This window comes from Methanosarcina siciliae T4/M (assembly GCF_000970085.1).
GTDB lineage: Archaea > Halobacteriota > Methanosarcinia > Methanosarcinales > Methanosarcinaceae > Methanosarcina > Methanosarcina siciliae.
Genome location: NZ_CP009506.1, coordinates 1,916,470 through 1,941,690 on the forward strand (window position 1 = coordinate 1,916,470; position 25,221 = coordinate 1,941,690).

The following is a 25,221-nucleotide window of genomic DNA, read 5'->3' on the forward strand; positions in this document are numbered from 1 at the left end:
CTCAAGATCTTGCTTTTTTCGGCGCCTGTGTTAACATCAATAAGTCTGATTAACTGAATATAATGATGCTTTTTGGACACGGCTTGCTTCTCTCCCTAGTCATATACGATATACGATTTAAATATTCCCCTTTACCGTTGTACAGGGTACAGGTTTTCCGTACACCGCCCGAATCACCCTCTCAGGAAATTTTCCGTTAATAACTCTGCATTCCATTCTGTTTTTCAGGAGAAATTCGGGCAGGAAAGGGTCAATGCAGCTCTCAAAATTTTCTGAGAAATCGGTGGCAAAAACCTCCCTGGCAAGTTTTCCCTCCCTGAAAATCCCGTCAACATCCGTAACCTTAATGAAGAGGGCTCCGGTCTGCTTCGCAACCCAGGCAGCAATTGTATCCGAAGTCACGTTCCAGGAGTGAGGCAGAGGGTCTTCAGCCTTCAGCAACCTGTAAGGAAAAAGAATAGAAACTCCGGAAGACGGTTCTTCTGTAATCGAATCCTTGACCTGAGCCAGGCTTTTGTCCTGCAGGTAGCAGGCGTACTGCTCCATGCCAAGTACAGCCATCCAGTGAGCTGCATCGTCCCCAAGCCCGAACCTCTCGTCAGCCCCCCTTACAGCATCTGCAAATATTCCTCCTCCGGGCACGATAAGGATGGAAAAAAGGGGGCTTTCGGAAACCTGCTCATCGGAAACCTGCTCATCCACAGTAGCTTCCGAATGTCCGGAACCAAATTCTTTTACGAGCCTGTTAAGAAGCGCCGGAGCTTCACTGATAAGGCTTCCTCCCACTTTAATAACTACCCGAATGGTTTTCATGGAGATTTCTCGTTCTTTAAGGTTTTTCTCAATTAATGGCTTTCAGTTAAGGCTCACTTATTAAGGGAAATAGGTTCGATTTTTAAGGGAAATGAGTTCGATTTTTTAGTGGAATAAATTTTAGCTAAAAGGGAGACAAATTTTCTGGAGCTTCAGTTTCCTGATTTTTCGGCTGCCAGCAGGCGAGCAGCAGCATATGCCGGGAAAACCTTTGAAATCTCTTCTCCCCAGCGCCCGGAAACCGAAATGCATTCGAATCCGAGCCTTTCTGCAGCTTCCTGAATCAGAAACTCTCCCAGGCCCGCAGATACAATCATGTTAAGTCCGTTTCTTTCCGCAACCTCGAAGATTGCTTCAGCCAGGGTAGAGACCTGTTTCTCTTTTACCTGCTCTGCAATCTCACAGATTTCTCTGTCCCCGACCTCCGAAAGGTCTGCACAGACAAGCCTTGCAATCCTGCGCATGGCATCTATTCTGCTCCTGCCAGCCCCGTCAGCCGTCTCACAGGTGTATGCAGCTTCTTCGATTTTCCCAAGGAGGAGGTAAGCGTCTGCCGTCGTTGCAAAGAGTTCCGAGGAGGTCCTGCACAAGCCTTTCTCAAGCTTTACCTTTTCAAGAAGAGCGGCAAGGTTTGTCCTGAGGGTGCCTGCGTATACGAGTTCACTCCTGAGCAGGCGTTCGAAGTCCGTGAGCCCTGCTCTGTGTTCCCCTGATATGATAGGGATGATATCGCTTGTGGTACTCCCGACATCAACAAAAATACAATCTCCAAGCTCTTTTCCGATCAACCGGGCTGAAGCTGCCCAGTTTGCGGCAGCAAGCTCCCTCAGGGAATCAGCTTCACTCTGGAACTTTCCCTGACTGTTTATATATGAGACCTTTTCAGAACCGAAAGCCGAATCAACCGTTTCTTTTATGAAACGAATACCCTGCTCTTTGTCTTCAAAACAGTCCGCAAGCTCCCCGGTCATCACAACAGCTACCCCTTCAGGCTTCAGCCTTTGTGCAATCTCCTTTAAGACCTCCGGCAGCCTGGTATTTTTCCAGAGAGGCAGATAATGAAGTTCTACGATCTTTCCGTCCGCAGAAGCAAGCTTTGTGTTCGCCCCTCCAATGTCAAGTCCTATGATTTTTGAATTCATTTTTGATTCCTTTCCGTGTATTTCCAGGTCAGCAAATATTAAACGCATAATTCTCCGCGCATTTATCTGCTCGAATTCTCCACATTTTTCCCGGTTTTAATTCTCCACACCTTACCCGGTTCTAATTCTCCACACTTTCCCGGACTCAATTCTTTCCGAAAAGTTCTCCAAGCATATCTTTCGAAAAGTGATATTCCCCTTCGATCCGCACGGAATCCGGGAGTTCGCCAAACCTGTTCCTGAGAAGAAGGTCGCCGATTTCTTCCTTCATAACCCTGCTAATCCCGAACAAAGAAGCCGTAGGTCTTGGATTTACATCAACGACATACGGAAGGTCTGAAAGTACGATATCCACACCCACATACCCAAAGCAACCCAGACACTTCACTGCAGAGATAGCAGTCTCATAGAGTTCCTCTTTTCGCGGAGTCCTGTAGGGAGTTAGGCTTCCGTTGTATTTTATGCCCGATATCCCGGTTTTCTCAGAATTTTCTTCGTCTCCGGCCTTTTTCTCTCCAAACTCGATGAACTGGCGGTTTACGGTAAGTGGAAGCGGCTTTTCCCCGGCAATCAGACTTACGCTCAGGTGTTTTCCTTCAATATATTCACTTGCGATGCAATCATTGGCAATGAAAGCTTCCGTTTTTTCGAATTCCGTAACAAGAGATGTTGCCTCTGCCCCGCATCCGAACCTTGGCTTTATGACATACTTTTTGCCCTTTTCAGCCCTTTCCGCAATCTCCGGAACCCTAATTCCTGCCTTTTTCAGGACTTCTGTGCACAGGACTTTGTCCGCACAGCAGGCTGCCGATTCCGGTGAGCACCCCAGGTTTACGGTGTTTTCTTCAAGTGCCCGGTTCAGCTCGGGAAGCATTCCGTCAGGAGCAATAAGAAGTCCGGCATCACATTTCTTTGCCTCCCTTTCAACTACCTGCCCGAAGTTTTCAACCGTGGATTTCAAGGAAGTGCCTGCACCTATTTCCGTACCTGCAGACGGATAGTACACTTCATGCCCTACCCGGACAAAGCTTTCTGCAAGTGTTTTTAACATAGCTGCCCCTTCCGGGATCAGGGACTTTTCGATATCCGTACCTACAGCGAATTCTGCAATCAGGATTTTCATCGGAGAAGAAAAACCCGGTCATTTTATATTATTTTTTGTCTCCCGAGTTTCGCTTCGGGAGCACGAGGTCCTTTTCGCTCGCTTAGCTCGCTCAAGAGGACTAATTTGCTTCGGCCGAACTGCGCCAGCAGAGTTGCGGCTCTGCAGTGCGCTGTCCTTTTCGCTCCGCTCAAGCGGACTATTTGATGGGTCGATACAGGAGAGTGAACTTTCCCGCAAAAAGAAGAGAAGGAAGAAGACGAAAATGAATTCTTTGAATCTACGGAAAAATTATCCGAATAGACAGATCAGGAGATGTGAAGGAAAGAAGGAAAAAGGGATAAGAGGTAACTAATTCTGTTACGTAAGTAAAGGTTTATATAATTTATATAGTTTATAGCATAAAAGGAAAGGTAAATAAATAATCTTGATGGTGGCTGGTAAAATCAACAGCAGAAACCCAAAATCTCAGTCTTTGGTTGAAAATCCTTTTGTCAAAACCCTCACTGTTGCGGTTCTTATGGGTATATTCCTGGTCGACATGGGGTTAGGGGTATTTGATATATTTTCTACTAAATCAAGCCCCCTGCCGTCGGCATTTGTGCTTATGATCTTTGCTGTCATGTTTATAGGGGGGATGGTCTTCTATGAGAGACAGGGGCTAGACACCCTGAGTTCCATTATGGGAGGAGCACTTGCAGGCTTTGGACTTTCCTTCGTATTTGTCTCCCTTGTTGGAGGCGTGCAGTTTGCTCTGGGAGGAGGAATTTCCGCTATTGGATGGGAACAGGTAATTTCGGCAGTTGCAGGCTGCATGATTGCAGGCGTTGTAATGCTCAAAGTGCTATCGTATAAACTTCAGAACCACTTTTACTGATTTTTCTTTGGCATGACACCTGCGGAAAGTGGGGAAGAACTTGGGGACTTGCTCTCAAGAGAGGAAGGAATGAACCAGGAAGTCACTCAGTCTTTAGCTGAGTGGTAGTTAACCTTTTTAAATATCTCCATTACGACAACGACAATGCTGGCAATCAGAAAAAGGCTAAACCAGCTCTCAAATGAAACAGGGTTTAAATCAAGAAGTTCCTGCATAAAAGGTATGTGCATGGAAACAATGTGAAGTCCCTGCATAATAATAACGCCTGCAATCAGAAAATAATTGTTCCTGATTGGCACCCGGAACGCGGAGCGGTATTCGGAGCGGCAGTTGAACACATGGCAATTTTCAAAGAGAATCATCAATAGTAACAGGAAATTTCTTGCATGGTCTTCCTCATATCCTTCTCCAGTTAACCATAACCAGACTGCAAACGCTACGACCCCAACGGTCACTCCTGAGATAAGGGTCTGTTCTATCATCAGTTTATTAAAAATCCCTTCTTCCGGCTTTCTCGGCTTCCTGAGCATTGTTCCGGGTTCCCCTGCCTCGAAGGCCATAGCCACTCCCTGAATCCCGTTTGTAACGAGATTAAGCCAGAGGAGTTGCACTGCAAGCAATGGTACTGGCAAGCCCGCAAAAAGCGCGAGTATGAAAAGGATAACTTCTGCAAGCCCGGTTGAAATAAGAAGGAGAGTGACCTTCCTGATATTGTCATAAGCAATTCTTCCTTCTTCAGCCCCTGCAACAATCGAGGAGAATGTATCATCAGTTACTATCATTGAAGATGTATCTTTTGCCACATCGGTACCTGACCCCATTGCCACGCCGATATTTGCCCTCTGGAGTGCAGGAGCATCATTAACTCCGTCACCTGTAACAGCAACAAAATGTCCCCTCCTGACAAGTGAATCTACAATCTGCATCTTCTGAATTGGTGTCACCCTTGCAAAAACTCGCACTTTCTCAAGCGTAGAGATAAAAACAGGGAGTTCGGGGTCTCCAAGTTTTTCCATCTCTCTGCCTGTGATCATTTCTTCGATGGAATGAGTGATGTCGAGCTCTCTGGCGATTGCATATGCGGTTTTCGGGTGATCCCCGGTAATCATTATTACATCAATTCCGGCTCTCTTGCAGGTATGGACCGCTTCGGTAACATCGGGCCTTAAAGGATCTATGAACGCCGCAATGCCGAGAAATGTGAGCTCTGGCTTTACGGATTCGAGTTCTGGCGCCTCGCCGACTTCCCCTGAGATCTGACCTTCAGCCACAACGAGAGCGCGATATCCCTCCTCCATCAGGAAATTCAGTCCCTGGTTCAGGGCATCAGGGTTAATCGGAACTGAGCCTTCCGATGTATTCATCGCTGTACAATACGGGAGAACGGCTTCCATAGCCCCTTTGACAGCCAACCTGACGGGTTCGCTTCGATCTTCCTGATAATATACAGCTGCGTACATTCTTTCTGATTCGAAAGGGACTTCGGCAATTATTTTTACTTCCTTCATCGCCTCTTTCGGGTTTATTCCTATCTTGGATGCGAGTGCAAGGAATGCTACATCTATAGAGTCTCCGTGATTAACCCATTTTCCATTTTCCTCATAGAGGGTCCCTTCATTACAGATTGCAGTAGCCAGCGCAAATTTTTGGAGTCTCTTCATCTCTTCTGCATTAGGGAAACCCCCATCTTTCTTCTTTACCTCACCTTCAGGGATGTAACCTTCTCCCAAGATTTCAAAATAGTTTCCAGGGGGCAACAGGACCATCCTTGCCGTCTGCTGGTTGACAGTGAGAGTCCCTGTCTTGTCGGTTGCTATTGTAGTGCAGCTTCCCAAACTTTCGACAGCAGAAAGTTTGCGGACGATTACATTTCTTTTAGCCATACGGGTGGACGCAATTGAAAGTGCAACCGTAACCCCTACAGGCAACCCTTCAGGAATAGCGGACACTACGAGAGCTACTGCAAGGAAAAAAACCTCCACAGGAGCGGTTCCCTGTGAAAGGGCAACCGCGCTCATCACGACGCTGGCAAAGATCACAAAAATTCCTATTCTCCGGGAAAAATCTTCCATCCGTATGAGGAGAGGGGGCTTTGCAGACTCGGTTTCCGTAACTGCACGGGCAATCCTGCCAACTTCGGTTCGGCTGCCTGTTGCAGTCGCAACTCCACAGCCGCGTCCCGTAATTACAGTACTGCCAGCGTATGTCATATTGTGCCGGTCACTCACAGGAGTATCTTCTTTAAGTACGCCCACAGTTTTCTGTACAGCAGCGGACTCACCGGTAAGGAGCGATTCGTCAACGGTGAGGTTTGTCGCCCGGAGAATACGAAGGTCGGCAGGGATACGGCTTCCGGATTCGAGCAGGACAATATCTCCGGGGACTATCTCTTCAGCCGGAATTTCACTCTCGACCCCCCTTCTTCTGATCCGGGACATAATTTTTAAGATTGTCTGGAGCTGGGATGCACTCTGTTCTGCTTTCCATTCCTGGATAGTACCGATTACAGCATTAATAATTACTACAAGAAAAATGAATCCCGCATCTCTGAGATCGTCCATAAAAACAGCGATTATTCCTGCTATAAGAAGGATGTAAATTAAAGGGCTTTTAAACTGGTGAAGAACTATTTCCGCAAGTTTCGGGGGCTTCTTTGTCGGAAGGGTATTTTCTCCATATTCCTTGAGCCTGATGGCTGCTTCTTCAGGGTCAAGTCCCCTGGAGGAAGTTTCAAGCTCTCTAAAGATTTTCTCATTTTCCTGAGAATGCCATTTAACGGTATCTTTATCCTGGCTCTCTGAAACCACTAACTCGGAAGATTCTTTCCGGTATGGACCATTCCCCATTTTCTTTTCCAGATCTTGCTGCTTTATCCCCTCTTTAGTGCCGCCTGGATCTGATAAAATCACGTTTGTCACCTCTTCGGTACCATTTTTAATTTGCTTTATGCAGATTCCTTTCTATCTGCCTTCCTTAATCTAAGTACGGGTTGAGTTATTCTTCTGCTCAGTAACTGGAGATACAACTTGACAGCTTTCCAGGTGTGACCTTTACATTTTTTAAAAGAAAATCAGTTGAATACAGGAACTTCTCTGGGCGTTGAGCAATTTTCGGTTTCCGAACTGCTAAATGTCCGGATATCTCCATAACACCGAGTTTCCCTCTATATATCCTTCGCAATGTATGTTGCTCATCTTATAAATCTAGTGTCGTACCCATTCAATTATTTCACATAATACTTTGAAATTTTCTCATATCTCTATTTCTGCAGCATTGAGCCAACTTGCATTTTGGAGTGTAACATAACTCTAAATTCCAGCGTGTAATGTAACTCTATCTTGTTCCGGATCTGCTTTGCTTCCTCTTCGGAGAATGTTTCGTAGAATGACTTTTCTTTATGGATACTGAGATTATTCGTAGCCAGTCTGATGACTTCTCGTGAGTCATCGGTTAAACATCAGAAACTCACTCCTACATATGTTTTTATAGAAATCCTAACTATTAATCATTGGTCATCGGTTAAGGGATTTTCTTGCCTGAAAGCTATCGATTTTGCACCAAAAGGATGCCTTAAATTTTGTCTTTTTCACATGAAATCGACACCCATTACCAACTTCCACTGTGATAACACTTTTGGAGACTGTTGTGAGAATGGAGGTAATTTATCACTATTCATCACTTAACCGAACACGCATGAAAGTAATTCAAAATATATGCATGGATAAAGGATATGATTCTCCTGAGATCAGAGAATTGGTTAAAGAATATGGTTATGCTGTTCATATCAAAACCCGAGGAGAGGAAAACGCAAGAATAGAGATATCAGATTTTAGAGTAAGAAGATGGGTTGTAGGCAGGACCTGTCGGATAGGCTCTTATTCAAAGAATTTCATATGCGTTTTTTTGCTCACTCTGGGAGATTTGCTACCAGATTATCCAAAAACTATTTATAGAATTACAAACAATCACAGATCAAGGCGAGCGAACCGTTACAATAATTTCATGGGGATCTATAAATGAAGAAGTCCACTAAAAAGGAAAGTACGCATTCTAAAGAAGATAGCCAGAATCAGGCTGAAAATTCCGAAGCCCGGAACTCTGGACCTTCTACCGAACAAGCCGGTGAAAAAACGGCAGGCCCTGAAAAAGAACCTGCGGGTTCAGGCGCTAAAAAGAGTCCAGAGGCTACCTGCAGGGAGGAAAACGAACTACTCAAGGATCAACTTTTCCGGCTTGCAGCGGATTTTGAGAACTTCAAAAAACGGACCGCCCGTCAGATGGAAGAAAACCGAAAAGCTGTGCTCGAACAGGTGCTTCTTGACTTTGTCGAAGTGACAGATAACTTCGAACGTGCCCTGAAATCTGCACGGACTGCAGAAGACATGGGTTCGATTGTAAGCGGAATTGAGCAGCTTTCAAAGCAGTTTTTCTCTATCCTGGAAAAATACGGGCTTGAGAGAATAAAATGCGAAAAGACAGGGGAGTTTGACCCTCACAGACATGAGGCAATCCAGCACATAGAAACTTCCGAAGTTCCGGATAATACCATAGTTGATGTTTACAAACAGGGTTATTCTCTGAACGAAAAGGTTGTCAGACCTGCTCTGGTTTCAGTGGCAAAAAACCCTGAAGAGACAGAAAAATAAAATTGATTAACTCAAAACCAGACATACACCGAACTTCCATTTACACCGGTTAAACCGAACTTACATTCACACCTGTTAAACCGAACTTACATTAAAATCGACACTAAATTCAATAACTTCTCCGGGCAGACAAACTAACAAATAGACCTGCCGATCAGAAGGAACAAATTTATTAAGTTATTTCCGGGTCCGTTGACCGGAAATTTAATTGATTAACCTGAAAAACAACCTGTATGGGTAATCCAACTAAATAACTTAATTGACAATTTACTATGAGGCTATAATATGGCAAAGATACTGGGTATAGACCTTGGTACTACCAACTCTTGTATGGCAGTGATGGAAGGCGGGGACGCTGTCGTGCTCCCGAATGCCGAAGGAAGCAGAACAACTCCTTCAGTCGTAGGATTCTCCAAGAAAGGAGAGAAACTTGTGGGCCAGGTCGCAAAGCGGCAGGCAATTTCAAACCCTGAGAACACTGTTTATTCCATTAAAAGGCACATGGGAGAAGCAAACTACAAAGTCACACTCCATGGAAAAGAATACACTCCTCAGGAAATTTCTGCAATGATCCTCCAGAAGCTCAAAACGGAAGCAGAAGCTTATCTCGGAGAGACAATAAAACAAGCTGTTATTACAGTTCCTGCTTATTTCAACGATGCGCAGAGGCAGGCTACAAAGGATGCAGGTTCGATTGCCGGGCTTGAAGTCATGAGAATCATAAACGAGCCCACAGCCGCATCCCTGGCTTACGGGCTTGACAAAGGAGATGTGGACCAGAAGATCCTTGTCTACGACCTTGGAGGCGGGACCTTTGACGTATCAATCCTGGAGCTCGGAGGCGGGGTCTTTGAGGTTAAGTCCACAAGCGGGGACACCCGCCTTGGCGGAGACGACTTCGACCAGCGTATTATCGACTACCTGCTCGCAGAATTTAAGAAAACCGAAGGAATTGACCTTTCCAAAAATAAAGCTATCCTCCAGCGCCTGAAAGACGCTGCCGAAAAAGCAAAGATCGAGCTTTCGGGAGTCGCCAGCACCAACATCAATCTCCCCTTCCTGACCGTCGGGACTGACGGGGAACCAAAGCATATGGACGTGGACCTGACCAGAGCCCAGTTCCAGAAGATGACTGAGGACCTCCTGGAAAAAACCCTCGTATCCATGCGCCGCGCCCTCAGCGATGCAAAACTTACCCCGAATGACCTTGACAAAGTGATCCTCGTAGGAGGCGCAACAAGGATGCCTGCTGTGGTCGAACTTGTCGAGAACTTCACAGGCAAAAAGCCCTACAAGAATATCAACCCTGACGAGGCAGTTGCAATCGGGGCAGCTATCCAGGCAGGAGTCCTGGGCGGAGAAGTAAAAGATGTCCTCCTGCTCGACGTTACTCCCCTTACCCTGGGAATCGAGACTCTCGGGGGCATTGCAACCCCACTCATCCAGAGAAATACCACCATTCCGACCAAAAAGAGCCAGATATTCTCAACCGCTGCTGATAACCAGCCCTCGGTCGAGATCCATGTCCTGCAGGGAGAACGCGGAATTGCTTCTGAAAACAAGACTCTCGGCAGGTTCACCCTTGACGGCATACCCCCGGCGCCGAGGGGCATCCCGCAGATCGAGGTCGCCTTTGACATTGATGCAAACGGGATTCTGCATGTGAATGCAAAGGACCTGGGCACAGGCAAGGAGCAGTCCATTTCCATCCAGAAACCAGGCGGACTTTCCGATGCAGAAATTGAACGCATGGTCAAGGACGCGGAACTCCACGCCGAAGAAGACAAGAAGCGCAAGGAAGAAGTTGAGACCAGAAACAACGCCGAAGCCTTGATCAATGCTGCGGAAAAGACTCTCAAGGAAGCCGGCGATGCAGCTACCGAAGACCAGAAATCAAAAGTTGATGCTGCAATTGAAGATCTGAAGAAAGCCCTTGAAGGAAAGGATGCCGAAGATATTAAGGCAAAGACAGAGGCTCTTCAGGAAGCCGTATACCCTATTTCGACAGCCATGTACCAGAAAGCCCAGCAGGAGGCTCAACAGGCTGCAGGCGAAGCGGGCACTGATGCAAAGGGTCCTGATGATACCGTCGTTGACGCCGACTACGAAGTAGTTGACGACGAAAAGAGTAAGTAAATAAAGAAGAATTAACAGAAACAATAGATGCCTGGGAATTCCCAGGCCTGACCGGAAACCTGGGAACAGGTTCCGTCTCCTTTATTTTTTTTAAAACTACAGGGAATCCTGATGGCTACCAAACGTGATTATTACGAAATTCTCGGACTACCTAAAGATGCCTCAGTCGAAGACATAAAGAAAAAATACCGGAAACTTGCACTGCAGTACCATCCTGACAGAAACAAGGACCCCGGGGCTGAGGAAAAATTCAAGGAAATATCCGAGGCTTACGCCGTTCTTTCAGACACGGAAAAACGGGCTCAGTACGACCGCTTCGGGCACGCCGGAATTGATAACCAATACAGTGCAGAGGACATCTTCCGGGGTGCGGACTTCGGTGGGTTCGGAGATATTTTTGAAATGTTTTTCGGAGGCGGTAGGAGAGGCGGGCCTATGGGCCCAAGGAGAGGTTCGGACCTCCAGTATGACCTCTATATAACCTTCGAAGAAGCTGCTTTCGGCGTCCGTAAAGATATCGATATCCCAAGGACAGAAAGGTGTTCCACCTGTTCAGGCACGGGAGCAAAACCGGGCACAAGCCCGAAACGCTGCCCTACCTGTGGCGGTACGGGGCAGGTCCGCACCACCCGTTCAACTCTGGGGATGCAGTTCATAAGCACCACCACCTGCAGTACCTGTCACGGCAGAGGCCAGATAATTGAGTCCCCATGCTCTGTTTGCGGCGGGGCGGGCAGAGTCCGGAATAAGAGAACAATAACAGTTAACGTACCTGCAGGAGCGGACTCGGGTATGACCCTCAGGCTCAGCGGAGAAGGCGATTCGGGAGAGCCGGGTGCACCCTCAGGAGACCTTTATATTATCATCCACGTGATGGAACACAAGAAATTCAAGCGGGTAGATTACGATGTAATCTCCGAACTGCCAATAACCTTCACACAGGCCGCACTCGGAGCCGATGTTATGGTCGATACCCTTTACGGTAAGGTCAAAATGAATATCCCGGCAGGGACTCAGACCCATTCAGTCTTCAGGCTCAGGGACAAGGGCATACAGCGCCTCCATGGGCACGGCAAAGGGGACCAGCTCGTAAGAGTGATGATCAAAACTCCTACAAAGCTCAATCAGGAGCAGAAAGAGCTGCTCCGCCAGTTTGAGTATCTGAGCAAAGGAAAGAAGCCCGAAGGAGAGGAAAAGAGTAAAGCCGAAAAGCATAAAAAAGGGATTTTTGAAAAAGTAAAAGATGCCTTTGAAAGTTGAAAAAACTTTGGCTTAAATTTTAATTTTTCAGATCTTTTTTAATTTTCTATTTTTCCCTTTTACACACTTTTTTCTATCTTGTTTTGTTTTTGATTTCATGAGAATTATTCTTTATAAACTTTCTTTTTTCTTTGCAGAATAGCTTTTTTCTTTGCAGAATATCTTTATATCAAGACTATTTTCTATACCGGAAGTTTGAAAAACATTTATATATACCTGTTTAATTCTATGCTAAGAATCATACTTACTTTGCAAAAGCATAGGTTTGAAAAATTCTTGTTTGCAAAACGTTAATTTCCAGAGATGATAACACGCTGGTTAATTTTACTGCAACGAATTACGTATCAGGCGCCATTTTACGCATAAGGATTGAGCCTGAGATATTCTATATGTTTATTTTAGCTTTATTTACTTTGACTGCTTTCACTTCGGTTATTTTTATTCGAATCTTTTCGTTCTTTTTAATCTGTCCTGTGCTCATTGCTTCTGGTTCGGTGATTTATACAGTGGTAGATTCGTTAAAAACAGTTTTTTTGAAGGTGTTCTATGAAAGCTGTAATTATTGGTGCAGGGGAAGTAGGCTATCATATTGCAAAAGCTCTCTCCTCTAAAAATGATGTGGTAATTATAGAAAAAGACGAGGAAGCAGCAAAAAGAGCAGACGAACTTGACGTGCTCGTGGTAGAAGGAAACGGCGCGAACGCAGAAGTTCTTTCAAAATTTCTGCATAATGCTGATCTGCTTGTAGCTGTTACGGGTGTTGATGAGGTTAATATTGTTACCTGCATGACCACCAAACTCATTACAAAAAACAAACTCAGCTGGAAGGATACAAAGACCATAGCAAGGGTTAGCAATCCTGATTATATAGATTCCCCTGTTACGTCAAGAGCTCAGGTTGGCGTCGACCTTATGATCTGTCCCGAACTTGCACTCGCATCGGAAGTTGCTGACGTGCTCTCAAGCCCTTCTGCCATAGATGCGGAAATGTTTGCAGAGGGAAAAGTAAAGATGACCGAGTTTGCAATAAACCCGGAGAGCAGGCTCGTTGGAAAGCAGATGCAGGACCTCCGACTTTCAGACTGTTGCATTGTCAGTGCGGTTTTCCGTGAAGACCAGATCATAATTCCCCACGGAGACGATTTAATTAAAGCAAACGACCACATGGTAGTTGTAGGCAAGCCCGATGCCCTGGAAACCCTTGAAAACGTTTTCGAGAGCAAAGTGCCCCATAGAAACAGAATTCTCCTTATTGGCTGCGGAACCGTAGGCTTCTATCTGGCAAAATTGATTGACAGGGAGGAAAACGCCGATTTGAGGATTATCGAGCACAAGAAAAGTCGCTGCATAGAAGTTGCCGAGATGCTGGAAAATGCCCTTGTGCTCAACGGAGACGGCACTGATGTCACCCTTCTAAAGGAAGAAAATATTGAGGACATGGACGTTGTCGTTGCGGTCACGGACAGCGACGAAAAGAACCTGCTCTGCGCCCTGCTTGCAAAGCAGCTTGGGGCAAAAAAGGTAATTGCCAGGGCTGACCGCTCGGACTACCTGCCTCTTTTCGAAATGGTCGGAATCGACATGGCCGTAAGCCCCAGAGAAGCAACCGTAAACGAGGTCCTCAAGCTAACCATGGGCAAAGGCATACAGACGCTCACGACTATCGAAGGCGAAAAAGCCGAAATCATAGAATATACGGCTTCCGATAGGTCAAAAATTGTCGGCAAACCCTTAAACAAGGTAAAGTTCCCCAAAGGAGCTCTTATCAATATGGTAGTACGAGGAAAAGAAACTATAATTCCGAGGGGTGATTTCGTCGTCAACAACGGAGACCGTGTAGTTATATTCTCAATGGCTTCTGCGGTTTCCGAAGTGGAAAAATTCTTCAAATAAGTTTTCCGGAGAAGAAGTTTTTCCATGAATGATAAAGCTATTTTTAACGCCCTGGGGAAAATTCTGGTACTTCTGGCTTTTACCATGTTTGTTCCCCTTTTTGTGGCTCTTTATTACAGGGAACCCCTTGAAAGCCCCGGGCCCCGCAGAAGATAAGCTAAAACCGAGAATAAAAGATACGGCAAAGATCCTGTGGGTCCTTTATGTCCTTATCTCTGCTCTTGAGGTTCTGGCCCTGATGCTGGCAGGGATGTCCCTTTACGATGCCCTCATCCATACCTTTGCCTGTATGGCCTGCGGCGGGTTTTCCCCTTACGGAGCAGGGATCGAAGCTTTTGGAAGCCCTCTAATCGAGTTTGTCCTTACCTTTTTCATGTTTGCAACCGGGGCGAACTTTGCCCTCTATTACCGGGCAGTCCGCACTGATAAAAACATACTGTTCAGGGATGAGGAATTTAGGGTCTATGCATCCTTTCTTCTGGGTTTTACAGGCTTGCTTACCCTTGTCCTGTACAAAGACATGGGACTTTCCCTGTTCAATTCCATCCGCTACGCTTCTTTTCAGATAACATCGGTTATGACAGCCACGGGTTTTGCCTCTGTCGACTTTAATCTGTGGAAGGACTCTGCAAAAGTCCTGGTCCTTGCAGTCATGTTTATAGGAGGCTGTGCAGGTTCTACGGAAGGAGGCATGAAGGTTGTGCGTTTTCTGTTAATGTTGAAATACGCAAGAAGAGAACTCTTTAAATTTATTCACCCAAAAGTTGTGAAACCCATCCGTTTCAATGGAAAAACTGTTTCTGATGACGTTTTGCAGTCCGTACTCTCTTTTGTTGTGATTTACATCTCCGTCTTTGTCTTCAGCTCAATGCTTCTGAACCCTGCTAGGGGTAGAACTTATTAGCTCGGTTACAACTTCGATAACGACCCTCGGAAACATCGGGCCTGGCTTTAATCTTTTTGGCCCTATGGGAAACTTTGAGTCTCTTCTCCCGCTGGGTAAAATTGTCCTTATCAGTAATATGTGGATTGGCAGGCTGGAATTGTACACCGTACTGGTACTCTTCACAAGTGACTTCTGGCACTCCTGAACCGGAGATGTCCGCAGGCTCAAAAACATCAGGCTCTGAATATTCAGACACCTGTTTTTCAGGCATCTCTTTTTTTTCAGAATAGTCAGACATTTAATTACCACTACATAACCACAGATATGCCTGAACTCCCACCAATTCTGTAGTTTTAGATGATTATTTATACGTTACGATATACAAGGTGACTATTTATACGTTACAATATACTAATTCTTAGAAATATACTCATTTACGGTTTCTTTTTTCCAAAGAATACTTAAGCAAGCAGGTAATATTTGAGAACATTCTTTTCTTTGAGGGAATCTTATGAAAGCAGTGGTTATCGGCGCAGGTGAAGTGGGATATCATATCGCAAAATTTCTTTCCCTCACACATGATGTGATTGTTATCGAAAACAATGAGAGCGCTCTGAGACGGGCAGATGAACTGGATGTTCAGGTCGTGGAAGGGAACGGAGCAAATGCCGATATTCTTGCGAGTGTCCTTCCGGATGTGGATATTCTCGTTGCGGTCACTGGCATTGATGAAGTTAATATCGTTGCCTGTATGACTGCAAAGCTAATCATAAGATCCCACCACGGCTGGAAAGAAACAAAAACTATTGCCAGGGTCAGCAACCCGGACTACATCGATGTGCCTGTCACCTCCAGAGCTCAGGTAGGTGTGGACATTATGATCTGTCCCGAACTTGCACTTGCCTCGGAGGTTGCTGAGGTGCTCTCAAACCCTTCCGCAATAGATGCGGAAATGTTTGCAGGGGGCAAAGTTCAGATGATGGAATTTGCCATTCGTCCTGACAACAGGTATGTAGGAAAATATATGCAGGATCTCAAACTTGACGACTGCTGCATTGTCAGTGCGATTTTCCGGGAAAAAGAAATAATTATCCCCAGAGGAGACGACCTGATCAAGGCAAACGACCGTATGGTAGTTGTGGGCAAGCCCAGTGCCATGGAAAACCTTGAGAGCGTTTTCGGGGACAAAGAGTCCCACAGAAACAGAATACTTCTTATCGGCTGCGGAATTGTGGGCTTCTACCTTGCCAAAATTATCGATAAGGATGAGAACGCAGACCTCAAGATCATTGAATACCGGAAAAGCCGCTGCATAGAAGTTGCCGAGGTGCTGGAAAATGCCCTTATCCTCAACGGGGACGGCACTGATGTCAGCCTTCTAAAGGAAGAAAATATTGAGGATATGGATGTTGTTGTTGCGGTTACGGACAGTGACGAAAAAAACCTGCTCTGTTCCCTGCTTGCAAAGCAAATGGGCGCCAAAAAGGTGATTGCAAGAGCTGACCGCTCGGACTATGTGCCTCTTTTCGAGATGGTTGGGATCGACATTGCAGTAAGCCCGAGAGCAGCAACCGTAAATGAGGTCCTCAAGCTTACTATGGGAAAGGGCATAGAAACCCTTGCAACGCTTGAAGGCGAAAAAGCCGAAATTATTGAGTACACTGCATCCCGGCAGTCAAAAATAGTGGGAAAAGCGCTCAGCAAGGTCAAGTTTCCCAAAGGAGCAATCATCACCATGGTGGTCCATAAGAATGAAGTCATTATCCCCAGAGGAGATTTCATTATCTGGGAGGGGGATAGAGTTATCGTTTTTGCTCTTTCTTCCGCGGTCCCTCATGTTGAGAAGTTGTTTAAGTAAGGAATAAGTATGAATACATTGAAAGGGTCATAGCTGCAAAAAACAGAGGATCGGCATGAATATTAAGATTGTTTTTTATGTGCTTGGCGGTTTACTCAGGCTTCTCGGGTTGCTTATGATTGTTCCTCTCGGAGTCGCTTATTATTACGGGGAAAGCCTGACGCCATTTCTTGTATCTATCGTCATAACCGTCCTTACCGGCTTAATCCTGCTTTCATACAAAACCGATGAAGAATGGATGCGCAAAGAAGGTTTTGCAATCGTTGCTCTGGGCTGGCTTGCAGTTGCAGTCTTCGGGGCAATTCCTTTTATGCTGGATGGGATTTCTCCCCTCAATTCTCTTTTCGAATCCATGTCGGCCTTTACAACCACGGGCTCTACAATTTTAACTAACATTGACAGTCATCCAAAAGGCATCCTCTTCTGGCGGTCCATGATGCAGTGGCTGGGCGGAATGGGTATCATTGTGCTTTTCATTGCCGTCCTGCCAAAACTCGGAGTTGCCGGACGCCAGCTTTTCAGGGCTGAAGCGCCGGGACCTACCGAAGATAAGCTAAAACCAAGAATAAGGGAAACTGCAAAGATCCTGTGGATGGTCTACTTTGTAATCTCATTCGCGGAGGTTGTTGCCCTTCTGCTTGCAGGACTTTCTTTATACGATGCTATTACCCATACTTTTACCACAATGGCATGCGGAGGCTTTTCACCTTATGGAGCGAGCATTGAAGCTTTCGGAAGCCCTCTGGTAGAATACATAATAACGTTTTTCATGTTCGTTTCAGGTGCAAACTTTGCTCTCCATTACAGGGCAATTTATGTTGATAAGGACTTTCTTCTAAAAGACGATGAATTTCGCTTCTATACAGCCCTCACCCTTGCAGCAACCGGACTTTTAACCCTCCTGCTCTATCGCGATATTAATACGGGGTTTTTCGACTCTTTCAGACTTTCGATCTTTCAGGTAGTTTCCATCATGACAACGACCGGGTTTGCCACAACGGATTTTAACCTCTGGTCCGACTCGGCAAAAATGGTGCTTCTCCTCGTTATGTTTGTAGGCGGGTGTGCCGGCTCTACGGGTGGAGGCATCAAAGTCGTGCGCATCCTCATGCTCCTCAGGCACGGGAGAGTGGAGCTTTTTAAGTCCCTCCATCCGAGAGCCATAAGAGGTGTAAAATTCAACAACAAGAACGTTCCGGACGAGGTTATAAACTCTATATTTTCCTTTGTGGTAATCTATCTCTTTATTTTTATGTCAAGTGCCCTTATCCTCGCGGTACTCGGCATGGATATCATAACTTCAACTACTGCCTCCATAGCTACCCTCGGGAACATAGGTCCCGGCCTTAATGTGGTAGGTCCGATGGGAACTTTTGACCCGATCCCCCCTCTCGGAAAATTAATCCTGATTGCGAACATGTGGATAGGAAGGCTTGAAGTCTACACTGTAATAGTGCTCTTTACGCCGGAGTTCTGGAACAAGTGATTTATTGAAGCAGCTGAAGTTTCGGGATAATCCCAGTAAAAGAAATAAAAGCCCCAATAAAGAGCAAGAATAACTTTCAAAAAAGAATAATAAAAAGAGTAGAAATGCCTGGTTTTCAGGCATTATGTTCTGTTCTTCATCGCTTCTTTTGCTACGTCCTTGAAAAGTACGCGAAGGTCCCAGAGTAGTTTTTTGTTGGCTTTGAAGAGGGCCTGCAGTAGGTCAAAAAGCCTCATGCTCTCGAACTTTACTTCCTTGAGAGAATCGGCAAGGGCGTCCAGGTCCTCGTCCTTGAGGTTGATAAAACAATTCTTTACGATGAGGCTCATGTCTATGTCATGCCCGGTAGTTTCCCTCCAGCGTTTTTCATAAACTTCTTCAAGTTTTTCAAGGGAAACATCTCCTGCGGAGATGGCTTCGTAAGAGGCTTCTCCGGCAATCTTTCCTGCATCCATTGCATTGAGGATTCCACCGCCTGTAATAGGGTCGGACTGGCGGGCCGCATCTCCGACAAGCATTAAGCCGTTTGAGGAAGTTTTTTCAATGCTTCCCGAAACCGGAACTCCTCCGAAGATCATTTCTACAATCCTGGCGTTGGGGAACTTTTTCTCTACGAAATTATTGAGGTAATCGACAGGTCTGGGTTTGAATTTACCTGTTCTGTTTCCCAGAATTCCTATTCCCACATTGGCTTTCCCTCCCCCCTTAGGGAAGATCCAGACGTATCCCCCGGGGGCAATCTCATTTCCGATGTAAAATTCGCAGTATTCCGGATCTATGTCCACGCCTGCTATAAGGTACTGGGAGCAGGTTTCTATGTCTATGGGCTTCAGAGAGGTATCTATTCCTGCCCACCTGCCTACCTTGGACTCGACTCCGTCTGCACCTATGACTATTTTTGCCCTTACTTCATACTCTTTTCCCAGGTGCATGAGCCTTGCTCCCTTCACGAAATCGTCTTCAATGATCAGGCCTGTTGCCCTTGTCTTTACCCTAACCTCTGCTCCGGCTTTTGCAGCATGCTCAGCGAGGGCACGGTCAAATATTTTTCTTTCAAGGACATAACCCACCTCTCCACCGGAGATTTCTTCTGCCATTTCGACCTTGGTGCCGTTTGGGGAGTAAATACGGGAACCTTTAAGGTCGGCGCAGATCCAGCTTTCGTCAATTTCAACGTGTTTTTTGAGATATTCTTTGTTTACGCCTTCGGCACAGCGTACAGGGTCGCCTATTTCCTGGCGCTTTTCGATTAAAAGCACATCAAGCCCTTTTTCAGCTGCCGTTTTTGCAGCAATGGAACCTGCAGGCCCGGCTCCTATCACGAGAACATCATAGCTATCCTTCATTTCATTACCTCAATTGCTCCCACCGGGCAGATACGATCACATATCCCGCATTTTATGCACATACTTTCATCTACTTCAATCCAGGTCTCCACAAGTTCGAGTGCTCCCTTGGGGCAGACTCCCACACAGGCACCACAGTATCCACATTTGTATCTGTTTATGTTGATGCTCACCAGCTCACCTGTAACTTTTGAAGGTAAATCATAATAGTTAACCGCAGATATCGTCTCTTGCAAATAATATAGCATGAATAGAAAGGCTCACAAACATAATGCCACATTATTTAAACGAATGGGTTTTTAAGCGAATGAATATTTAAGCGAATGAATATTTAAGCGAATGAATATAATATAATTCCTGAATATCTCTTTTTTGATAACTATGCTTTCGAAATTATATTCTGTTAATAATCTTTTTCATATCTTAAGATCTTTTAATATTTAACTTTCTTTTCAAGGAAGGTAATGTCCGAATTCATATGTATCCTTTTAATATAATTTAGAATTCGAATCAGTTTCCACATTTATTGTATTTATCTAGTTTAAAGTTATTGGCTCCCATACTAACTTGTTAAGTACAGCATTTTGTTAAGTACAGCATTGTCTATCAGCTACCTCAGTTATATACCCGAACTCCTGCCAGAGACACTATGAACTCTTTTTTACAATATTGTCTGCTATCAGATCGATAAAGATCTCCATAATTTCGGAAAAATCTTCGTCCTCGATTTCGTTTCTGAAGTGAATAAAGGAAAGAACCGTCTGTGTGGTCTCTGCAAGAATCCGGGCGGGCTTGTCAATAAGAAGCCCGGCTTCTTCCCACTCTTCAAAAAAAGGAAGAATTATTGCCACGTTGTCTCTACGAATATTTTTGAGTTCTTCCTCCGAAGACCGGGAAATTGTGAGTTCAAACTGTTCTTTCTCAATTAAAACTTTTCTCCAGATCGGATGGTTATCTACGATATCCAGCACGTAGCGGAGATAAGCCCTTATCGCCTTATCGGGTTCCGTCCTGTATTTCAGGAAGGAATTTTCGAGTATGTTGTCCTTTAAAGCCTCTTTTTCCTCCTTAAAGATCTGCAGAAAAAGATCTTCCTTACTGATAAAAAAGGAATAAAAAGAACTCTTCGAAATCCCCAGACCCTCGGTAAGGTCTTCAATGCCTGTTTTCTTAATCCCGTACCTGGAAAAGCAGTCCTTTCCCCGGTCTATAATTTTTCTTTTTATGATCTCTCTTTCTTCATCCGTAAAAGACCGCACAGGCCCACCTCTTAAGGAAGAAACTCTTCCAGAGTTTTGCTGGATTTCCATACCCGAAGTTCATCCACTTTAAAAACAAAAACTGAGAATATCAGTGAATCATTTGATTTTTAATTCATAGGTTAATTACCATATTAATTATTTAAAATTATTGGATCAAAAATTATTGGATCAAAAAACAAACCTGAAATATTTCAAATCACAGACACAAATAATGACAGTGATTTAAAAGTATTTTCATACCGAAAAAAGAAAAAAGTCGATAAAAATAGAAGGATTTAAAGAAAAGAAAGGGTAAAGGAAAAAAGATACTTAGGAAATTTATAATTAAGAGGAAACGCCAGATGTCTATCGGGGGTATTTTCAGACAAGTAGCTTAAAGCGGAACCAGTCCGACCCTTCCCCGGCTGACTTCCAGGCGGAATTTTCGGTTGATGTATTCTTTTGCCGAACCATTTCCGTGGATGAGAAGTTCTACGAGATCTTCAGGTTCGTCTATATCCGTGCCTGCAAGGAAGGAGTCATAAATTTCAAAATCCTGTCCGGTATCTGTTGCAATTGAACAGTGGGTCAGAAAACTTGAGCCGTAATACTTTACCCTGTATCTGGAGGGGTTCTTTATAAACAGGGCGTTCGTACCCCCGCCTTTTCCCGGGACGATGCATACATCCTTTTCAGTTGAACATATGCCTTTTATGTGGGCAGGGGAGAGTAAAGGCAGGTCGGCCATTACAATCAGGACAGGCTCTTTTGAGCCTGCGAGGTACCTGTTGAGAGCTTCGTTCAGGTCATCTTCGTCCAGCAGAACTCTCGCTTTTGTCATATCCTCGAGTCCGTAGACAGAAGGGCTTAAGACATCGATTTTTTCAATTTCGGCATTTCTTAAAGAATCGATTACCTGATTTAGCATGAGTTCTACAAACTCTTCCCTCTCCTCCAGGCTAAGGACTGGCGACAGCCTGGATTTTGCGCCGGCTTTTTTGTAGGGGATTACGGCTCTCATCTGGACTCCTGTATATTTTCGTTAATTATAGCTCGGGGAAATTCTGTGATTGATCTACCTGTTCGGCTTTTATTCTTCCTACCCGCGAATTCAGTTTTTATTAAGTTTTTATTCTTTGCTGCCCATTTACAGCTTTCACTCTTTGCTGCCCATCTTTGGCTTTGCATAACCCGGAAGCAAACTTTCACCAACCGGCAACCTTGGTTCTACCTTCCGGTAGAGGGTATCTCTCTGTATGGGGACTCTTCCTGCCCCTTTTATCATCCATTCAAACTCGGCAGGAGATACATATTCTCCATAGCTGCCCCCGGAAGCTGTTGAGATCTGGTCTTCCATAAGCGTGCCTCCCAGGTCGTTGGCTCCGCACTGCAGAGCAAACTGGGCAAGTTTTTTCCCTAATTTTACCCAGCTGGCCTGAATATTGTTTACGTGGGTATGTAATATTATGCGAGAAATGGCTATAAGCTGGAGGTCTTCAAGTCCTGTGCTGGTGAACTTTCCTGAGGCCATCATTTTTTCCCCTATGGGGTTGTTGTAGGGCAAAAAAGACATGGGGATGAGTTCCGAAATGCCCCCGGTCTCTTTCTGGATTTCGCGGATGGTGAAGACGTGGTCAAGGCGTTCTTCAAGAGTTTCTACGTGTCCGTACATGATAGTGGAATTGGTGGAAATCCCTGCCCTGTGTGCCGCTTTTACAGTGTCAATCCACTGCCGGGTAGTGACCTTTCCGGGGCAGATTATCTTTCTCACCCTGTCGGAAAGGATCTCGGCAGAGGTCCCGGTAAGGGAATCAAGCCCGCTTTTTTTAAGTTTACGCAGGGCATCTTCGACAGACATGCCGGAAAGCCTTGCTGCGTAGTTTACTTCCATCGGGGACAGGGCATGGACGCAGATATCAGGAAAACTTGACTTTATGGACTCTATAATCTCAAGATAGAATTCCATATCTACCTCTGGGGTATATCCTCCCTGGACACAGACCTCGACAGCTCCGGCTTCTCTTGCCTCTTCCGTTTGCTTCAGGATTTCCCCAATACCCAGAATATACCCTTTATCGGTCCTGTAAGCACAGAACCCGCAGGTTCCGACGCATTTGTTTGTAATATAGATATTCCTGTTTACCACATAACTTACAACGTCGCCTACGGTACTTGCTCTGAGTTCGTTGGCAAGCTCAAAAAGCTCAAAGGGGTTTCCTTCAAGCAGGAGAAGGGCGTCTTCTCTAGTGCATTTTCCCTGCTGAGCCCTTTCAATGACATCATCCGGAATTGCCGGTTTTCTCATGTACATGCCGTTCATTCCTTTCCAGATTAGATATGTTTTCTTTTTCCCGGGTTTATTCGTAAGCTCCGCACCCGGACATCTTTCGCACGTTTCCGGAGGCAAACTCAACTCCCCTGTACAGAGTATTCCTCTCTTTAGGGATCCTGCCGGCTCCGTGGATCATCCATTCAAGCTCATCTACAGTAATCATTTCCCCGTGGGAGGCTCCTGCAGACCTGGAGATGCTTTCTTCCATAAGGGTACCGCCAAGGTCATTGGTCCCGCAGTGGAGAGAAAACTGGGCGAGTTTCTTTCCGAGTTTCACCCAGCTTGCCTGGATATTGTCCACGTGCCCATGGAAGAGGACACGGGATACTGCATAGATTTTCAGGTCCTCAAGGCCCGGAGTTGCATAGCGGCCTTCTCGAATCATTTTTTCCCCAATCGGATTGTTGTAGGGCATAAAAGGCAGGGGTACAAACTCGGTAATTCCTCCGGTCTCTTTCTGGATCTCCCTGATAATCAGCATGTGATCGATTCTCTCTTCCGGGGTTTCAACGTGCCCGTACATCATGGTTGCAGTGGTCGGAATGCCTGCTGCATGTGCCTGCCGGACTACCTCGACCCATTCTGAGGTCCTGAGTTTTGAAGGGCAGATTATTTTCCGCACGCGATCCGAGAGAATTTCGGCTGCTGTCCCGGGCATGGTATCAAGCCCGCTTCTTTTAAGCTTCCTGAGGGCTTCTTTTACCGGGATTTCACTAACACGGGAAGCATGGTAGACCTCCATCGGCGAAAAAGAGTGGATATGCATTTCCGGGAATTCGGCTTTTATGGTTTCGGCAATCCCCTGGTAAAAGTCCAGGCCTACATCCGGAAGTAACCCTCCCTGGATACAGACTTCGGTTGCGTTTGCCTTTTCGGCTTCTCTGACCTTTTCCATAATTTCTTCGATGCTGAGGACCTTACCGTTATTTGTCCTGAATGCACAGAACCCGCATGTTCCTATACAGCGGCTTGTGAAGTTTATGTTCCTGTTAACAACATAAGTCACTGTGTCCCCTACTGCCAGGTCGCGGAGCTTGTCTGCAAACCTGAAAAGTTCGAAAGGGGGTACTTCCAGGAGTTGCAGCGCGTCTTCTTTTGTGCACTTCCCCTGGTATGCGCGTTCCATGAGGTCTTCGGGAATTTTGCTGTTCATTTTTCTAAATCCTCCGCGTTCTCTGTTGCGGGCTGCTTTCTGTAGCCCTCATTATCCGAGAGCCGCTCGACGAGGCTGCCAATCCTTTCCGAATACCACCCTCTTTTCACATACTGAGGGTAAACTGGCAGGCGTTCTCTGAGCGGAATGTCCCCGAGCTTATTCTGCAGATCTTTCACGTCAGGCCATTCGGCTTCGGGGTTGATCCAATCAATAGTAAGAGGAGAGATGCCCCCAAGATCCGTTACTCCCTTTCCGATAAGGGTTTTAGGGTTTATGAGATTAGGGGCGACCTGTATTGAGACATCAGAGGGCAGGATCTGCCTGGCAAGAACTACCGCATCCATCATTTCCCCCACGGTGGGCTCCGGGTAATTTTCCATGGGCGTCCCGGGCTTAGGGGCAAAGTTCTGAATTATTACTTCCTGAATGTGCCCGTACTCCCTGTGCAGGGATGCGAGGGCTTCGAGAGACTCGATTCTATCCTCCCGGTCCTCCCCTATACCTATGAGGAGGCCGCTTGTATAGGGAATCTGAAGTTTTCCGGCTTCCCGGATTGTCTCAAGCCTGCATTCCGGAATTTTCCCGAGGCAGTCTTTATGGGCTTCCAGGGTTGCCGTACTCTCGAGCATCAGCCCCATACTCGCATTCAGGGGCTTTAACGCTTCAAGTTCGGAACGGGTCATGACTCCAGCGTTCGTATGGGGAAGAATTCCCATCTCGACTGCAGTTTCGCAAAGGAATAAGAGATAGTCAAGTGTCGAGGAAAAGCCGATTTCATCAAGCATCAGGTTGTATCCGGGCACTTCCTCGGCATACTCCCCGAAAGTGAAGAGGGCTTCGGTACACCCTGCCCTTACTCCGTTTTTAAGAATTGAGGTTACCTCTGCAGGTTTCATAAGCCGGGCTCCGGGCTGTCCGGGATCCCGCCGAAAACCGCAGTATCCGCAGCGGTTTCTGCAGATATTGGTTACGGGAATGAAAACGTTTTTTGAGAAAGTTACGAACGGAGCTTTTTCCGGAGTAATGGTAAAACACCTGCTGATTCTG

At 45.8% G+C, this 25,221-nt stretch carries 21 protein-coding genes and 2 pseudogenes; 10 read left to right on the forward strand and 13 right to left on the reverse strand.

Annotated elements, in window-relative coordinates; genetic code table 11:
• Positions 1–117: 117 nt before the first annotated feature.
• From MSSIT_RS08175 to MSSIT_RS08185, 3 genes are all read right to left on the reverse strand, one after another.
• A complete protein-coding gene (locus MSSIT_RS08175; protein ID WP_048171523.1) occupies positions 118–813 on the reverse strand; it encodes an amino acid kinase family protein in 696 nt (231 codons plus the stop codon).
• A gap of 152 nt (positions 814–965) precedes the next feature.
• Positions 966–1,955: a hydantoinase/oxoprolinase family protein gene (locus MSSIT_RS08180; RefSeq protein ID WP_048174611.1), complete on the reverse strand. Its 990-nt coding sequence runs from the start codon at positions 1,953–1,955 to the stop codon at positions 966–968.
• Positions 1,956–2,100: 145 nt separating this feature from the next.
• On the reverse strand, positions 2,101–3,078 hold the full coding sequence (locus MSSIT_RS08185) for an ATP-grasp domain-containing protein (protein WP_048171525.1): 978 nt from the start codon (positions 3,076–3,078) through the stop codon (positions 2,101–2,103).
• 454 nt (positions 3,079–3,532) lie between these two features.
• Between MSSIT_RS08185 and MSSIT_RS08190 the strand changes: the two genes are divergently transcribed.
• Positions 3,533–3,934, forward strand: a complete 402-nt coding sequence (locus MSSIT_RS08190) for a heat-shock protein (RefSeq protein ID WP_231590479.1) — start codon at positions 3,533–3,535, stop codon at positions 3,932–3,934.
• A gap of 86 nt (positions 3,935–4,020) precedes the next feature.
• Here the strand turns inward: MSSIT_RS08190 and MSSIT_RS08195 are convergent, their stop codons facing one another.
• Both MSSIT_RS08195 and MSSIT_RS23045 read right to left on the reverse strand, forming a co-directional pair.
• Positions 4,021–6,843 carry a cation-translocating P-type ATPase gene (locus tag MSSIT_RS08195; RefSeq protein ID WP_048171529.1) on the reverse strand — a complete coding sequence of 941 codons (2,823 nt, stop codon included), beginning with the start codon at positions 6,841–6,843 and terminating at the stop codon, positions 4,021–4,023.
• 345 nt (positions 6,844–7,188) lie between these two features.
• Positions 7,189–7,370 (reverse strand): annotated as a pseudogene (locus MSSIT_RS23045) (hypothetical protein); the annotation flags it as partial.
• A 266-nt stretch (positions 7,371–7,636) separates the two neighbouring features.
• On the opposite strand from MSSIT_RS23045, the pseudogene MSSIT_RS23050 reads away from it, so the two are divergent.
• From MSSIT_RS23050 to MSSIT_RS08225, 7 genes and pseudogenes are all read left to right on the forward strand, one after another.
• A pseudogene (locus MSSIT_RS23050) lies at positions 7,637–7,795 on the forward strand (IS5/IS1182 family transposase); the annotation flags it as partial.
• Positions 7,796–7,950: 155 nt separating this feature from the next.
• A complete protein-coding gene (gene grpE / locus MSSIT_RS08205) occupies positions 7,951–8,580 on the forward strand; it encodes a nucleotide exchange factor GrpE (RefSeq protein ID WP_048171534.1) in 630 nt (209 codons plus the stop codon).
• 285 nt (positions 8,581–8,865) lie between these two features.
• Complete coding sequence (gene dnaK / locus MSSIT_RS08210) at positions 8,866–10,716, forward strand: molecular chaperone DnaK (RefSeq protein ID WP_048171537.1); 1,851 nt, start codon at positions 8,866–8,868, stop codon at positions 10,714–10,716.
• Positions 10,717–10,827: 111 nt separating this feature from the next.
• On the forward strand, positions 10,828–11,976 hold the full coding sequence (dnaJ, locus tag MSSIT_RS08215; RefSeq protein WP_048171539.1) for a molecular chaperone DnaJ: 1,149 nt from the start codon (positions 10,828–10,830) through the stop codon (positions 11,974–11,976).
• Positions 11,977–12,522: 546 nt separating this feature from the next.
• Complete coding sequence (gene trkA, locus MSSIT_RS08220) at positions 12,523–13,869, forward strand: Trk system potassium transporter TrkA (RefSeq protein WP_048171541.1); 1,347 nt, start codon at positions 12,523–12,525, stop codon at positions 13,867–13,869.
• Between the two features lie 24 nt (positions 13,870–13,893).
• Entirely contained in the window at positions 13,894–14,025 is a 132-nt protein-coding gene (locus MSSIT_RS25255; RefSeq protein WP_269430815.1) for a hypothetical protein, read from the forward strand.
• Positions 13,997–14,773, forward strand: coding sequence for a TrkH family potassium uptake protein (locus MSSIT_RS08225; protein ID WP_269430816.1), 777 nt, complete (start codon positions 13,997–13,999; stop codon positions 14,771–14,773). Before MSSIT_RS25255 ends, MSSIT_RS08225 begins: the two co-directional genes overlap by 29 nt.
• On the opposite strand, the gene MSSIT_RS25525 is transcribed toward MSSIT_RS08225, so the two are convergent.
• Positions 14,754–15,053 carry a hypothetical protein gene (locus MSSIT_RS25525; protein ID WP_331456185.1) on the reverse strand — a complete coding sequence of 100 codons (300 nt, stop codon included), beginning with the start codon at positions 15,051–15,053 and terminating at the stop codon, positions 14,754–14,756. The genes MSSIT_RS08225 and MSSIT_RS25525 overlap by 20 nt on opposite strands.
• A gap of 213 nt (positions 15,054–15,266) precedes the next feature.
• Here MSSIT_RS25525 and trkA (MSSIT_RS08230) point away from each other — a divergent pair, with 213 nt between their 5' ends.
• Both trkA (MSSIT_RS08230) and MSSIT_RS08235 read left to right on the forward strand, forming a co-directional pair.
• A complete protein-coding gene (trkA, locus tag MSSIT_RS08230) occupies positions 15,267–16,613 on the forward strand; it encodes a Trk system potassium transporter TrkA (RefSeq protein WP_048171543.1) in 1,347 nt (448 codons plus the stop codon).
• A gap of 55 nt (positions 16,614–16,668) precedes the next feature.
• Complete coding sequence (locus MSSIT_RS08235) at positions 16,669–18,099, forward strand: TrkH family potassium uptake protein (RefSeq protein ID WP_048171545.1); 1,431 nt, start codon at positions 16,669–16,671, stop codon at positions 18,097–18,099.
• A gap of 122 nt (positions 18,100–18,221) precedes the next feature.
• On the opposite strand, the gene MSSIT_RS08240 is transcribed toward MSSIT_RS08235, so the two are convergent.
• The 7 genes from MSSIT_RS08240 to cofG form a co-directional block, all read right to left on the reverse strand.
• Positions 18,222–19,445, reverse strand: a complete 1,224-nt coding sequence (locus tag MSSIT_RS08240) for a digeranylgeranylglycerophospholipid reductase (protein ID WP_048171547.1) — start codon at positions 19,443–19,445, stop codon at positions 18,222–18,224.
• The gene (locus tag MSSIT_RS08245; protein ID WP_269430817.1) at positions 19,442–19,681 is read right to left on the reverse strand and encodes a 4Fe-4S binding protein; all 240 of its coding nucleotides are present in this window, start codon (positions 19,679–19,681) and stop codon (positions 19,442–19,444) included. Before MSSIT_RS08245 ends, MSSIT_RS08240 begins: the two co-directional genes overlap by 4 nt.
• A 411-nt stretch (positions 19,682–20,092) precedes the next feature.
• Positions 20,093–20,704 (reverse strand): TetR/AcrR family transcriptional regulator, encoded by a 612-nt coding sequence (locus MSSIT_RS08250; protein ID WP_048174612.1) that lies wholly within the window; start codon positions 20,702–20,704, stop codon positions 20,093–20,095.
• Positions 20,705–21,080: 376 nt separating this feature from the next.
• Positions 21,081–21,707: a 2-phospho-L-lactate guanylyltransferase gene (cofC, locus tag MSSIT_RS08255; RefSeq protein WP_048171550.1), complete on the reverse strand. Its 627-nt coding sequence runs from the start codon at positions 21,705–21,707 to the stop codon at positions 21,081–21,083.
• A gap of 135 nt (positions 21,708–21,842) precedes the next feature.
• Positions 21,843–22,997, reverse strand: coding sequence for a 7,8-didemethyl-8-hydroxy-5-deazariboflavin synthase subunit CofH (gene cofH / locus MSSIT_RS08260; RefSeq protein WP_048174613.1), 1,155 nt, complete (start codon positions 22,995–22,997; stop codon positions 21,843–21,845).
• Between the two features lie 46 nt (positions 22,998–23,043).
• Positions 23,044–24,171, reverse strand: a complete 1,128-nt coding sequence (gene cofH / locus MSSIT_RS08265) for a 5-amino-6-(D-ribitylamino)uracil--L-tyrosine 4-hydroxyphenyl transferase CofH (RefSeq protein ID WP_048171552.1) — start codon at positions 24,169–24,171, stop codon at positions 23,044–23,046.
• The gene (gene cofG, locus MSSIT_RS08270; RefSeq protein WP_048171554.1) at positions 24,168–25,199 is read right to left on the reverse strand and encodes a 7,8-didemethyl-8-hydroxy-5-deazariboflavin synthase subunit CofG; all 1,032 of its coding nucleotides are present in this window, start codon (positions 25,197–25,199) and stop codon (positions 24,168–24,170) included. The genes cofH (MSSIT_RS08265) and cofG overlap by 4 nt, the downstream gene beginning before the upstream one ends.
• Positions 25,200–25,221: the final 22 nt, after the last annotated feature.

What these genes read in the sequence shown, in the direction of transcription:
- dnaK (WP_048171537.1), top strand. Translation starts at nt 8,866, where the DNA reads ATGGCAAAGATACTGGGTATAGACCTTGGTACTACCAACTCTTGTATG.
- cofC (WP_048171550.1), bottom strand. Translation starts at nt 21,707, where the DNA reads ATGAGAGCCGTAATCCCCTACAAAAAAGCCGGCGCAAAATCCAGGCTG.
- grpE (WP_048171534.1), top strand. Translation starts at nt 7,951, where the DNA reads ATGAAGAAGTCCACTAAAAAGGAAAGTACGCATTCTAAAGAAGATAGC.
- MSSIT_RS25255 (WP_269430815.1), top strand. Translation starts at nt 13,894, where the DNA reads ATGAATGATAAAGCTATTTTTAACGCCCTGGGGAAAATTCTGGTACTT.
- MSSIT_RS25525 (WP_331456185.1), bottom strand. Translation starts at nt 15,053, where the DNA reads ATGTCTGACTATTCTGAAAAAAAAGAGATGCCTGAAAAACAGGTGTCT.
- MSSIT_RS08240 (WP_048171547.1), bottom strand. Translation starts at nt 19,445, where the DNA reads ATGAAGGATAGCTATGATGTTCTCGTGATAGGAGCCGGGCCTGCAGGT.
- dnaJ (WP_048171539.1), top strand. Translation starts at nt 10,828, where the DNA reads ATGGCTACCAAACGTGATTATTACGAAATTCTCGGACTACCTAAAGAT.
- MSSIT_RS08185 (WP_048171525.1), bottom strand. Translation starts at nt 3,078, where the DNA reads ATGAAAATCCTGATTGCAGAATTCGCTGTAGGTACGGATATCGAAAAG.
- trkA (WP_048171541.1), top strand. Translation starts at nt 12,523, where the DNA reads ATGAAAGCTGTAATTATTGGTGCAGGGGAAGTAGGCTATCATATTGCA.
- trkA (WP_048171543.1), top strand. Translation starts at nt 15,267, where the DNA reads ATGAAAGCAGTGGTTATCGGCGCAGGTGAAGTGGGATATCATATCGCA.
- cofH (WP_048171552.1), bottom strand. Translation starts at nt 24,171, where the DNA reads ATGAACAGCAAAATTCCCGAAGACCTCATGGAACGCGCATACCAGGGG.
- MSSIT_RS08175 (WP_048171523.1), bottom strand. Translation starts at nt 813, where the DNA reads ATGAAAACCATTCGGGTAGTTATTAAAGTGGGAGGAAGCCTTATCAGT.
- cofH (WP_048174613.1), bottom strand. Translation starts at nt 22,997, where the DNA reads ATGTACATGAGAAAACCGGCAATTCCGGATGATGTCATTGAAAGGGCT.
- MSSIT_RS08180 (WP_048174611.1), bottom strand. Translation starts at nt 1,955, where the DNA reads ATGAATTCAAAAATCATAGGACTTGACATTGGAGGGGCGAACACAAAG.
- MSSIT_RS08235 (WP_048171545.1), top strand. Translation starts at nt 16,669, where the DNA reads ATGAATATTAAGATTGTTTTTTATGTGCTTGGCGGTTTACTCAGGCTT.